12 protein-coding genes are annotated in these 12,757 nt (G+C 53.1%); 3 read left to right on the plus strand and 9 right to left on the minus strand.

From position 1 onward, the window contains the following. Positions 1-38: 38 nt before the first annotated feature. Genes pilQ through ACIQW9_RS10815 form a run of 5 tightly spaced genes read right to left on the minus strand, consistent with a single transcriptional unit; the run spans position 39 to position 5,060 of the window. Positions 39-2,108, minus strand: coding sequence for a type IV pilus secretin PilQ (gene pilQ, locus ACIQW9_RS10795; protein WP_402336523.1), 2,070 nt, complete (start codon positions 2,106-2,108; stop codon positions 39-41). 38 nt (positions 2,109-2,146) lie between these two features. Beyond that, positions 2,147-2,686 (minus strand): pilus assembly protein PilP, encoded by a 540-nt coding sequence (locus ACIQW9_RS10800; RefSeq protein ID WP_402336526.1) that lies wholly within the window; start codon positions 2,684-2,686, stop codon positions 2,147-2,149. Beyond that, complete coding sequence (locus ACIQW9_RS10805) at positions 2,683-3,342, minus strand: type 4a pilus biogenesis protein PilO (protein WP_402336529.1); 660 nt, start codon at positions 3,340-3,342, stop codon at positions 2,683-2,685. Before ACIQW9_RS10805 ends, ACIQW9_RS10800 begins: the two co-directional genes overlap by 4 nt. Positions 3,343-3,357: 15 nt before the next feature. Next, the gene (locus ACIQW9_RS10810) at positions 3,358-3,981 is read right to left on the minus strand and encodes a PilN domain-containing protein (protein ID WP_402336530.1); all 624 of its coding nucleotides are present in this window, start codon (positions 3,979-3,981) and stop codon (positions 3,358-3,360) included. Continuing rightward, positions 3,981-5,060 carry a pilus assembly protein PilM gene (locus ACIQW9_RS10815; RefSeq protein WP_402336533.1) on the minus strand — a complete coding sequence of 360 codons (1,080 nt, stop codon included), beginning with the start codon at positions 5,058-5,060 and terminating at the stop codon, positions 3,981-3,983. The genes ACIQW9_RS10810 and ACIQW9_RS10815 overlap by 1 nt, the downstream gene beginning before the upstream one ends. Before the next feature lie 329 nt (positions 5,061-5,389). On the opposite strand from ACIQW9_RS10815, the gene ACIQW9_RS10820 reads away from it, so the two are divergent. Further along, complete coding sequence (locus ACIQW9_RS10820; RefSeq protein WP_402336536.1) at positions 5,390-7,741, plus strand: penicillin-binding protein 1A; 2,352 nt, start codon at positions 5,390-5,392, stop codon at positions 7,739-7,741. Positions 7,742-7,819: 78 nt separating this feature from the next. Here ACIQW9_RS10820 and cyaY read toward each other — a convergent pair whose 3' ends face one another. Further along, positions 7,820-8,158 (minus strand): iron donor protein CyaY, encoded by a 339-nt coding sequence (gene cyaY, locus ACIQW9_RS10825; RefSeq protein WP_011872491.1) that lies wholly within the window; start codon positions 8,156-8,158, stop codon positions 7,820-7,822. 40 nt (positions 8,159-8,198) lie between these two features. Here cyaY and ACIQW9_RS10830 point away from each other — a divergent pair, with 40 nt between their 5' ends. Both ACIQW9_RS10830 and lysA read left to right on the plus strand, forming a co-directional pair. Beyond that, positions 8,199-8,426, plus strand: a complete 228-nt coding sequence (locus ACIQW9_RS10830) for a lipoprotein (protein ID WP_402336539.1) — start codon at positions 8,199-8,201, stop codon at positions 8,424-8,426. 7 nt (positions 8,427-8,433) lie between these two features. Next, positions 8,434-9,717, plus strand: coding sequence for a diaminopimelate decarboxylase (gene lysA / locus ACIQW9_RS10835; RefSeq protein WP_402336542.1), 1,284 nt, complete (start codon positions 8,434-8,436; stop codon positions 9,715-9,717). A 26-nt stretch (positions 9,718-9,743) separates the two neighbouring features. Here the strand turns inward: lysA and msrQ are convergent, their stop codons facing one another. From msrQ to ccsB, 3 genes are all read right to left on the minus strand, one after another. After that, positions 9,744-10,400, minus strand: a complete 657-nt coding sequence (msrQ, locus tag ACIQW9_RS10840) for a protein-methionine-sulfoxide reductase heme-binding subunit MsrQ (RefSeq protein WP_402336545.1) — start codon at positions 10,398-10,400, stop codon at positions 9,744-9,746. A 55-nt stretch (positions 10,401-10,455) separates the two neighbouring features. Next, entirely contained in the window at positions 10,456-11,436 is a 981-nt protein-coding gene (gene msrP, locus ACIQW9_RS10845) for a protein-methionine-sulfoxide reductase catalytic subunit MsrP (RefSeq protein ID WP_402336547.1), read from the minus strand. 114 nt (positions 11,437-11,550) lie between these two features. Next, positions 11,551-12,702 carry a c-type cytochrome biogenesis protein CcsB gene (gene ccsB / locus ACIQW9_RS10850; protein WP_402336550.1) on the minus strand — a complete coding sequence of 384 codons (1,152 nt, stop codon included), beginning with the start codon at positions 12,700-12,702 and terminating at the stop codon, positions 11,551-11,553. Positions 12,703-12,757 lie beyond the last annotated feature (55 nt).

The raw sequence follows: 12,757 nt of genomic DNA on the forward strand, positions 1-12,757 counted from the left end.
GTGCAGCAGCCGGGATGGCTCTGCCCACACCCGGCATCCTACCTGATTGACACCTTGTCGTTGAGGATTTTAGGTGTCAGGAAAATCAGTAATTCTGTTTTGTTATTGGTACGGCCTGTCGTTTTGAACAGATTTCCAAGTACAGGAATATCGCCAAAGAACGGCACTTTCGATACTGAGTCCCGCTCTGTCTGCGTAAAAATACCGCCGATAACCACCGTGCCGCCATTATCGATCAGCACCTGGGTTTTCACATGCTTGGTATCGATGGCAAAGCCCGCACGCGTTTCCTGACCAACACTATCCTTATTGACATCAACTTGCAGGATGACATTGCCGTCCGGCGTGATTTGCGGTGTGACTTCCAGTTTCAGATTTGCTTTTCTGAATGAAACACTGGTTGCACCGCTACTGGTCGCCTGTTGATAAGGCAACTCGGTTCCCTGCTCGATCAAAGCTTTTAACTGGTCGGCGGTAATCACGCGCGGGCTGGAAATAATCTTCCCTTTACCATCGGCTTCCAATGCCGACAATTCAAGACCGATAAACCTTGTCGCCGCAGCATTAAACAAGGTCAATGCAACGGACCCCGCTGTATTGCCAGCAAGACTGGCCGGCAAATTAACTGCACTGCCACCTAGAGTAGGCAAGGCGCCAGTATCGCCTGGCGTCAATTGATTACCGCCAAGTTCATAGTTCCCTTGTCGCGTTACACCAAAAGACAGCTTGGCTCCCAAACTACTACTAAATGTGTCACTTGCCTCTACAATTCTGGCCTCAATCATGACTTGGCGAGTAGCAATATCGGTTTTTAGTACCAAGGCACGAATTTCTTCCAGCTTGGATGGAATATCGGTAATGAATAATTGATTGGTACGCGGATCGACAACTGCACTACCGCGCTTGCTCAGAATACTGCGGCTGCCGCCCCCAGTGTTATCAATACCGAACACCTGCTTGAACGACTCTGCTTTTTGATAGTTCAGCTGGAATGTTTCCGTTCTTACCGGCTCCAGCTCGGCAATTTGCGCACGCTGTTCCAGCTCCAGTTTTTCCTTGGTCAACAGTTCGTCGCGCGGCGCGATCCAGATCACCGTACCGTTTTTACGCATGTCCAGACCCTTGGCCTGCATCACGATATCGAGCGCCTGATCCCACGGCACATCTTTCAAACGCAAAGTCAGGTTGCCACTGACCGTGTCGCTGGTAATGATATTCAAGCCGGTGAAATCGGCAATCACCTGCAACACTGCCCGCACTTCCACATTCTGGAAATTCAGCGACAGTTTTTCACCGCGATAATCGCGCACGCCCAGACCCAGCTTGTTCGGCTCTTCCTTCAGTGGTTTGACCTCGATCACCAATTGCGTATCGCTTTGATAGGCGCTGTGTTCCCACGCACCTTTGGGTTCTATCGTCATTCGCACGTTTTCGCCATGCTGCTGCGTCGTGACAAGATTGACCGGCGTACCGAAATCGGCGACGTCCAGACGACGGCGCAACACATCCGGCAACGTGGCCTTCATGAAGTCGACTTCGAGTTTCTTGCCCTGCTGACGCACGTCTACTGCAATTTGATTGTTTGGCAAATCGATCACGATACGCCCTTCGCCATTATTGCCGCGACGGAAATCAATATCACGCAAGGCCTGGCTTCCAGCGCCGGCATTCGTTTGCGCATTAGCGACGGGCAGCCCGGCTGCATTGACTGCAGTCGCCACGCCGCCAGTGCCGTCTATCGTGACGATCACAGTATTGCCATCTATCACGGTGGCGTAATTCAATGTGCGCGTCAAATTGAAAACCAGACGGGAGCGATCGCCAGCCTGCACCACATTGACATTGCGTACATCGCCCAGACCAATATCCTGCACGCCCTTGCCGGTCGCATTTGCGGTACCTGCAAAATCCAGTGCGATACGTGCGGGATTGGTGATGGAGAATCCGATGGGCGCCTTGCTCGGTGGATTTTTCAGCGCTACTTTCACGACGACATTCGAGCCCTGCTGATTGGCCGTAATGGATTGAATCGCATTTTCCTGCGCCGTTGCGGCGCCACACATCATGACGAGATAGATGAACGCACACGTACGCTGTATTTTTTGCATGATTCCCTGCGGGCTTTTGAATTGTTTATGATGCGCCATCATTTTTGCGTCTCCTGCAACTCCAGCTTGGCTTCACGTTCGACCCATTCGCCGGACGCGTCTTGAACGATTTCCTTCAGTTCCACTTCGGTATCAGTAATCTTGACGACCATCCCAAGATTCTGTCCGATGTAGTTCCCCACCTTGACTTGAAACACGGATTTGTCGGCTTGCAACAAGGCAAAGGTCAAACCCGGTTTGGCCAGCGTACCGACCATGCGCAGGTTATCGAGCGGATAGCTTTCAAGGGCTTCGCGACGGCGATCCAGGTCGGGACGGATAGTGCCCGTATCTTTCTTTGCCTTGGCCAAAGCGACTGCCAGCTTGTTCGTGCTGTATGGATCTTCTCGTCCCTTGGCGTCATAAGTGAAGGGCGTAAATTTTTTCGGCTCGGACAAAGGCTTGATCGACACTCTGGTTTGCTGCCTGACCTCTTTCATCCACTGGCTGACATCCTGTATCCCGCCATCACCACAACCGGACAGACTGATCAACAGCAGGCCGGGCAAGCCGAAACGAATCAAATGAATGCTCTTCATTTTTTGCCACCTTTTTTCGCTCCTGCAGCAGCTTTTCTTTGTGCGGCCACTTCTTCGTCATCCAGATAACGGAAAGTCTTGGCCACGGCATCCAGCGTCAAGGTATTGTCTTTTGCCACCACAAGATTCATTTTGTTCAAGGTCACAATACGCGGCAGATTAGCAATGTCGCTAGTGAATGCACCCACATCATGGTAGTGACCGCTCACCTTGATATCGATGGGCAATTCCGCGTAGTAATCCCTGACGATGACCTGTCCCGGTTTGAAGAGCTCGAATTGCAAACCGCGACCCAAGCCTGCCTGATTGATGTCGGACAGCAAGGCATCCATTTCCGCCTTGCTTGGCAATTGCTTCTCCAGGGTCGCGACATACTCGTTCACCTGTTCTTTTTGCTTGCGCAAACCATCCAGATTGACTGCTTGCTGCACCTTTATCTTGTAGGCGTCCTTCAAGGTCAGCTCTTCTGCTGCCGCACGGTCCAGCTCTTCCAGTTGCGTGCTCCAATAGAAAAACCAGCCTAGGCCGAGCACTGCAATCAATACTCCTAATGCGCACAACATGCGCGGGAAAATCGGCCATTGTCCTGGATGCAAGCCATTCAGGTCGCGAAACTGCGCACTGACCGACTCGCCGATATTTTTCAGATCTGCCATGGTGCTGGTCTCATATCAGTGTTTGTTCGAGATGGCATTCGGTGCAGGCACCTTTGCATCTGCCGCCGGCACGTCGTTATCTCGCGGACGCTTGATACCGGCATTGATCGTGAATTCAAATACCCTTTTGGCATCTTTTCCCTGCCCAACGCCAGTCGAGCGAATCTCTATCAGATCAGGACGTTCCAGCCACGGCGAATGATTGCCAAGATTGCGTAACAATTCGGAAACCCGTTCATTGGATTGCGCATAGCCATTGAGCAACACGCGCTGTCCATCCTGCTTGAAGGATTTGAGGTAGACGCCTTCCGGCACTTGTTGCGCCAATTCATCCATCAGATAGACGGGCTGATTGCGATCACTCTGCAAATCTTCTACCGCCTGCTGGCGCGCCTTAAGCGCTTCAATTTCCTGCTTCAGGCTGGCAACTTCCTTGATCTCGCCATCCAGTCGCGTATTTTCATTTTTAATGAACGTGTTGCGTTGTTCCTGGTCGGAAATCGCATTGGCAAAATACGCTCCTACCGCGATCACAATCAATGCGCCAACGATTGCACTTAACAACAGCAGCCCAAAAAAATCCTTTTTACGCTGCTTGCGTCTTTCCTCCCGGTGCGGGAGCAGGTTGATTCTGATCATCAGTCAAACCTCCGCATCGCCAGCCCGCATGCGACCAGATAGGCCGGCGCCTCAATGCGCAACTGTTTTTCGCGCACGTTCGGGCCGAGTTGCATGCCTTTGAAGGGACTCACAACAGAAGTCGACAACTTGGTGCGATTGGCAATCATGTCCACCATGCCCGGGATGATGGCGCAGCCGCCGGCGAGGAACAGTTGATCTATGCGTGTATAGGGAGTGGAAGTAAAGAAAAACTGAATCGCGCGCGTTACTTCAAGTGCCGCATTTTCCAGGAAGGGGCTCAGAATATCGCTCTGATAACCATCCGGCAAATCGCCCGTCTTCTTCTTGATTTCAGCTTCTTCGTACGCCAAACCATAGGTACGTACGATATCTTGCGTCAGTTGATGGCCACCGAAGGGCTGTTCACGCTCGTAAATCAATTGTCCATCCAGCAAAATGGAAATGTGCGTCACCTGCGCGCCAATCTGGAATAAACCCAGAATCTGGCCTTTGCCTGCGTTCGGCAATTGCCGGGTTATGCGCTCGATTGCAGCACGCGCCGCATACGATTCGATGTCCATGACGGTCGGCGTGATACCGGCAGCTTCGGCAACCGCTACGCGATCTTCCACTTTTTCCTTGCGTGTTGCCGCCAGCATGACTTCGACATCTTCCGGCGAATTTTCCACCGGGCCGATGACATCGAAGTCCAAACGTACTTCATCCAGCGCAAAGGGAATGTATTGGCTGGCTTCGGTTTCCACCTGTAACTCCAGGCTCTCCTCGGACAGGCCGCTAGGAAGAATGATTTTCTTGGTGATCACGGAGGCTGGCGGCATGCCCATCGCCGCAAACTTGGCGCGCGTGCCGCTCTTTTTCCACACACGATGCACCGCATCCGAAACCTGATCGATATTTTCAATATTGCCGTCAACCACCGCGCCTCGCGCCAGCGGCTCGGAAGCAAAGCATTCGAGGCGTAATTCGCCTTTCCCGACCTCGGATAGCTCAACGAGTTTTACCCCGGAACTACTAATGTCCAGGCCTATCAGCGGCGGATTCTTTTTGCCAAATAAAGAGCCAAAATCTAAAGCCAAGGGCAGTTCTCCCCAAAAACGTTATTAGTATATGAACGCGACGCCGTTTAGCTTGTCAAAAACCCGAGCACTTAAAATGTGGAGGCACTTGGTAAAAATGTGTTTAAAAACGTGCATTTAGGACACATTAGTAAAACGTTACATTAAATCGTAGCAACAAGCCTCCAAAACTGTAAAGCAATTTCCACAAAGTAATTTGCAAATCCGTTGCCAAAAATCCACGCGGCGTACGGGATACTGTAATTACTGCTGTTTCTTGGTTACAAACATGCCCGCATGCAGCAGACAGCTATAATGGCGCGGATATTTACCCTCACTTTTCTTTCTGCATGGCTTCCAAACAACCCTCGTCCGGCAGTACCTCATCCAAGTCTCCAAAACGCATTTCCAGCACCGTCTTAAGAGTCGGACTCGGTTTTGTCGGCCTGCTTTTCGGCTTGGGCGTGATCGGCGCCCTGATCCTGTTTTTTGCGCTGGCCATGGCCTATCCGAATTTGCCGGCACTGGATTCGCTAACGGATTACCGGCCGAAAATACCGCTGCGCATTTTCTCTGCCGACAATGTATTGATAGGTGAATTCGGCGAAGAACGCCGTAATCTGGTTCACATCAAGGAAATTCCGGACATCATGAAAAAAGCCGTGCTGGCGATTGAAGATGATCGCTTTTTCGAGCATGGCGGCGTTGATTATGTCGGCATAGTGCGCGCAGCCGTGCACAATCTCAGCGGCGGCGCACGGCAAGGTGCCTCCACTATTACGCAGCAAGTCGCGCGGAATTTCTTTCTCTCCAGCGAACAAACGCTCAAACGCAAGATTTATGAGGTGCTGCTGGCATGGAAGATAGAAAAAAATCTGTCCAAGGATCAAATCCTCGAGGTGTACATGAACCAGATTTATCTGGGGCAACGCGCATACGGCTTTTCTTCTGCCGCACAAATCTATTACGGTAAAAAACTGCAGAACATCACCATCGCCGAAGCAGCGATGCTGGCCGGTTTGCCGAAAGCACCGTCGGCCTACAACCCTGTCGTCAATCCGAAGCGCGCCCGCGCACGCCAGCAATATATTCTGCAGCGCATGCGCCAGCTTGGCTATATCAGTGAAGCGGAATTCAATCAGGCCAAGGATGAAGAGCTCAAGATCAAGACCAATAGCAGCGAATTCGGCGTACATGCCGAATATGTCGCTGAAATGACGCGGCAACTGGTCTATGACCAGTTCAAGGAAGAAACCTATACACGCGGCTTGAACGTTTTCACCACCATTACCAAGGCTGATCAGGATGCCGCCTATCTCGCCGTACGCAAGGGCGTGATGGATTACGAAAAACGTCATGGCTATCGCGGGCCGGAAAATTACATCGAAATTCCGGACAACAAGGAAGAGGCGGAAGACGCCATTGAAGTTGAACTGGCCAACCATCCCGATAGCGATGATCTGGTTGCAGCAGTGGTGCTGGATGCCACGCCGCAGTTGATCACTGCCGTACTGGTATCGGGCGAAGAAATCAAAATAGAAGGCGCCGGTCTGACCTTTGCTGCGAACCTGCTTAGCGCCAAGGCACCGCCCAACAAGCGCATCAAACGCGGTGCGGTTATTCGTGTCATGCAGGAAGGAAAAAACTGGAGCGTGATCCAGATGCCGGAAGTGCAATCGGCATTCGTGGCGGCCAATACCGATGATGGCGCAATCCGCGCCCTGGTCGGCGGTTTCGACTTCAACCGCAACAAGTTCAATCACGTCACGCAGGCATGGCGCCAGCCCGGCTCCTCGTTCAAGCCCTTCATTTATTCCGCCTCGCTGGAAAAGGGCTTGTCGCCTTCCACCATCATCAACGATGCACCTATCAGTTTCGATGCAGGCCAAACCGGCGGCCAGCCGTGGGAACCAAAGAACTACGACGGCAAATACGACGGCCCGATGACGATGCGCAGAGGCCTGACTAAATCGAAGAACATGATTTCGATCCGGATTCTGCACAAGATAGGTGCCAAATACGGACAGGAATACATCACCCGCTTCGGCTTCGACGCCGATAAAAATCCGCCTTATCTGACACTGGCGCTCGGCGCGGGCGCGGTCACGCCGTTGCAAATGGCAGCCGGTTTTGCCGTATTTGCCAATGGCGGCTACAAGATCAACCCTTATCTGATTACCAAAATTACCGATGCCAACGGCAAGCCCTTATCGGAAGTCAATCCTGCCAAGGCCGGCGATGAAGCCAATCGCGTCATCGATGCGCGCAATGCCTTTCTGATGGATAGCATGCTGAAAGATGTCGTCACCTCCGGCACGGCCGTCAAGGCCATGGCCTTGAAACGTACCGATCTGGCAGGCAAAACCGGCACCACCAATGACTCTTTCGATGCCTGGTTTGCCGGCTACCATCCGGAAATTGTCGGCATCGCGTGGATAGGTTTCGACCAGCCGAAAAATCTGGGCAACCGTGAAACCGGCGGTGGTCTGGCATTGCCGATCTGGATCAATTACATGCAAAAAGCATTGAAAAATGTGCCTACAGTCGAGCGCACCGTACCCGAAGGCATTATTGCGGCCAATGGCGACTATTTTTACGCTGAAAACCCACCCGGCCTGGGAGTCCGCAATCTGGGCCTCAGCGATGCACCTGTTCGTGTCAACGAGCCGACCAGGGATGAAGTGAAGAACGAATTGTTCTAAATTCGGCGGTAAGTAACTGACGCAAAATAAAAGGCCGGGAAGCAGCAAGTGCTTCCCGGCCTTTTTGTCATTGATGCATTAACCCGCGTCGCGCAAGACAACCTCGACGCCGCCCTGCTGGCTCACCATCTGCGATAAGGCGGCAAACAATTCGGTCGCATCGCGCGTATTCATCCATTGCTCGCCTTGCGCCTTGAAATGGAAGCCGCCGGATTTCGCCGCCACCCACAACTCCTGCATGGGCGCCTGGCTATTGACGATGATTTTTGTCCCGTTATCGATAAATTCGATTTCCAGCACATTGCCGCTGCGCGTGCACTCGACATCGAGATCGCTGGTATTGGCCAACTCCTCCAGCGTCGCCTCGATTTGGTCCAAAGTTGCTTCCGCCTGCTTCAGGAATTCTGATTCGGTCATGCTACACTCCAACACGTTTCGTTAAACAGTGATTCTAATCGTGAAATCCCATTCTGGTTTGTCGCGCTTCGTCGCGTTTTTCCCCACTTTTGCCGGCATAGCCTGCATCAGTCTGCTCGCCGGTTGCGGCCAAAAAGGCCCACTCTACTTGCCAGGCAGCAAACCACCAACCGGCCAATCGCGGAAGGCGGCACCAGTCCTGCCACCGGCAACTACCCCTGCCCCAGCTCCCGCGCCGGCAAACACCACACCATCTGACTCCAAGTAAACCCATCATGTCGCATTTTTCTTATCAAGACGGCGCCCTGTGCGCAGAACACACGCCACTGACGCAAATCGCCCGGCAATTCGGCTCGCCGACTTACATTTACTCCAAGGCGGCCCTGGTCGAGAATTTCTCGTCCTATGCGGATGCCTGCAAGAAGCATGGCCGTAACGACGATACCGCGCTGGTGTGCTATTCGGTCAAATCCAACTCGAACCTGGCCGTGTTGCAACTACTCGGCAAACTGGGTTCCGGCTTCGACATAGTCTCCGGCGGTGAACTCTTGCGTGTGCTGGCGGCGGGCGGCTCGCCGCGCAAGGTCATTTTTTCCGGCGTCGGAAAATCGCGCGAGGAAATGCGACTCGCCTTATCGCATGACATCCTGTGCTTCAACGTGGAATCGATTCCCGAATTACACAGGCTCAATGAGGTCGCCGGCGAAATGGGCAAGCGCGCTTCCGTCTCACTGCGCGTCAATCCGAATGTCGATGCAAAAACCCATCCGTATATTTCAACCGGATTGAAAGACAATAAATTCGGTGTCGCCTATGAAGATGCGCTGACGACCTATCGCGTTGCCAGCGCATTGCCACACATCAGCGTGGTCGGCATCGATTGCCATATCGGTTCGCAATTGCTGGACGATGCCCCTTTACTGGAAGCTGTCGATAAATTGATCGAACTGATCGATACGCTGGCGGCGGAAGGGATCGTGATTCATCACCTGGATATCGGCGGCGGCATCGGCATCAATTACGACAATGACAAGCCGGTCGCAGTCGGCGATTACCTGGCGCGCGTGTTTGCCAAGGTTGATGCCTGGCGCGCGAAAAATCATGCAGGTGCACCGATCAAGGTGTTGTTTGAACCGGGCCGCTCGATTGTCGGCAATGCCGGCATTCTGCTAACGGAAGTGCAGTACATCAAACACGGCGAAACGAAAAACTTTGCCATCGTCGATGCCGCCATGAACGACTTGATGCGTCCTGCGATGTATGAAGCCTGGCATGGTGTGCAACCGGTATTGCAACGCGATGTTGCTGCACTAACCTACGATGTGGTCGGCCCGGTGTGTGAATCCGGCGACTGGCTGGCGCGTTCGCGTGAACTGGCCATTCAGGAAGGCGATCTGCTGGCCATCATGTCGGCCGGCGCCTACGGCATGACCATGTCGTCGAACTACAATACACGCGGTCGCGCGGCCGAAGTCATGGTCGATGGCGCAACGGTCCACCTCATTCGCAAACGCGAATTGGCCAGCGATCTGTTTGCGCTGGAAACGCTGCTGCCGTAATTTTCTGGAACCGGATCGCGCAATCGCTATCCGGTTCGGCAATCAGATGTACCGGCAAGCGCATTGTTTTTTGAGCGTTTCTGCCACGCCCAGAACACGCGCACCAGCAACAATACAGCGACGATCGTGCCGAAAATAATCGGTTGCTCGAAATCGTGCTTGCCTGCCTTCATCCACCAGTAATGCAAAATTCCCAATGCTGCAATCACGTAAACAAGTCTATGCAGCCATTGCCAGCGCTTACCGCCCAGGCGTTTCACCATACCGTTCGTACTGGTGATGGCCAACGGAATCAATAATACAAAAGCGCTAAAACCCACGGTGATAAACGGTCGCTTGATCACATCTTTCAGCATTTCGTTCACATCAAAGAAATGATCGAACCAGAGGAAAGTGGTGAAATGCAGGCAGGCATAGAAGAAGGCAAACAGACCCAGCATGCGGCGCAACCTGATCAGCCAATTCCATTGGCTCAAACGGCGCAACGGCGTAATGGTCAGCGTCATGCACAGGAAGTAGAGCGTCCAGTCGCCAGTATTGCGTGTGATGAATTCGATCGGATTGGCGCCGAGCTGATCCGTCAAGGTGAACAAGACCAGCCTGCAAAATGGCAGCAAGGCAGCAATGAACAGCATGCTTTTTATCAGCGTCAGCTGAGGCGGCGAAGGATGAAACGTCAGCATTATCTATCCATGATCAATCGATCGCCGGTACGGCCATCAGTCAGCATTGCGAAGATCAGAAAAACTTCTTCAAATCCATGCCCGTATATAAGGAAGCAACCTGGTTATAGCCATTGAACATCAGGGTCGGACGCTTCTTGGTAAACAAGCCGTCTTCTCCTATGCGACGTTCACTGGCTTGCGACCAGCGCGGATGATCGACCTGCGGATTGACGTTGGAATAGAAACCGTATTCACGCGGCGCAGCCAAATTCCATGCCGTGCGCGGCTGATCCCTGACAAAGCGGATCTTGACGATGGATTTGGCCGACTTGAAACCATACTTCCAGGGCACGATCACGCGCACAGGGGCGCCATTCTGATTCGGCAATACCTCGCCATACATCCCCAGCGTCAGCAGCGTCAGCGGATGATTCGCTTCGTCTATACGCAAGCCTTCGACATACGGCCAGTCCAGCACGGCGCGACGCAGGCCGTGCATCGCTTCCTTGTCCTCAACCGTGACGAATTCAACGTATTTCGCATTCGAGGTAGGCTCCACTTTCTTGATCAGCTCGGCGAGCGAGTAACCGCTCCACGGAATCACCATCGACCAGCCTTCGACGCAACGCAAGCGATAAATGCGCTCTTCCAGGGGTGCCAGTTTCAGCAGACTATCGATATCCAGCGTCATCGGCTTCCTGACTTCACCTTCGATCGTCAACGTCCACGGCCGTGTTTTCATCGCAGCAGCATAGCGCGACGGGCTTTCCTTGTCGGTACCGAATTCGTAGAAATTATTGTAGGTCGTGGCGTCTTTATAAGACGTAGGCTTGTCGAGCACAACATAAGCCGGATTCGCCGTGGCAACGAGTTTTTGTGCTGCCGTAGTCGCGGCAAACGCTTCGCGCGTCGCCATTTCCAGCAATGCGCCGCCTGCAATGGAACCAACTGCTATTTTTTGGATGAAGGCGCGGCGCGATTCGAATACGGCGCGTGGCGTGATTTCAGATGCGAATGGGAGATCAATCCCGTTCGGATTACGTTTGATCAACATGGCAACTCCGTAAAAATGGTCATCCTCAGTCTGTTCAGACCTGACAACCTTACAGGAGTTTCGCTATAAAAAATCGAGGCTGCAAATATTGCAGCCTCGATGTCATGCAGCGGCTTACAACTCGCCGTAGGAATGCAAGCCGGACAGGAACATATTCACGCCCAGGAAAGCAAATGTCGTGACCAGCAAGCCGATGACAGCCCACCATGCCGCTACCTTGCCGCGCAAGCCCTTCATCAGACGCATGTGCAACCAGGATGCGTAGTTGAGCCAGACTATCAGGGCCCAGGTTTCCTTCGGATCCCACGACCAGTAGCCGCCCCACGCTTCGGCCGCCCACAACGCACCGAGAATCGTTGCAATGGTGAAGAATGCAAAGCCGACTGCAATCGCCTTGTACATCACATCATCCAGCACTTCCAGCGCAGGCAGGCGATCGCCCAGTATCCCGTGCGACTTCAGCAAGTAAGCGACAGCCACCATCGCTGCCAGCGAGAACGTGCCATAACCGATGAAGTTGGCGGGCACATGAATTTTCATCCACCAACTTTGCAGTGCGGGCACCAGCGGCTGAATATCTGCCGCATTGCGCGTCACCGTGTACCAGAGCAAAAATCCAACCGCAGCGGAAATAACCAGCAAGACAAACGGTCCCAGTTGGCGGGTGGCGTAAATCTGTTCGTAGTACAGATAAAACAGTGCCGTAATCATGCAAAACAGGATGAATACTTCGTACAGATTCGACACTGGGATATGCCCCACATCGGCACCGATCAAATACGATTCATACCAGCGCACCAGCATGCCGGTGAAGCCCATGATGACTGCCGCCCAGCACAGCTTGCTGCCGATAGAACCACCGGTTTCCGAGCGCGTAATCAAACCGCCCCAGTAAAATAGCGTAGACAAAAGGAACAGCGTACTCATCCATAGAATCGCCGATTGACTGGAGAGCAGATATTTCAGGAAAAATTTCTGCTCGCCCATGGCCAGCGCACCGCCGTACATGGATACCGCAGACAAGGCCAGCACTGCCAGCACTGCAATCAGCCAGCGCACCGATTTCCAGTACCACCCCAGCCACGCAAACGTCGGGGCGGCCAGCACGAGAATCGCTTCCTCATAGATATCCATGTGATGACCGAAACGATTCAGCGCAAACAGCGATGCGGCCAGCAAGGCCAGACCGTACAGCCAGTCGATCATCGACAGCCGCTTAAAGAAACCCGGAGGTTGCGTATACATCTGCTCTTGTACAAGATCCATGACTATTCTCCGTAATAACTGCAACCGACTTGCAATAGCGTATTCATAAGCATGC

The sequence above is a fragment of the Herminiimonas sp. NPDC097707 genome (genome assembly GCF_044761395.1).
Lineage (GTDB): Bacteria > Pseudomonadota > Gammaproteobacteria > Burkholderiales > Burkholderiaceae_D > Oxalicibacterium.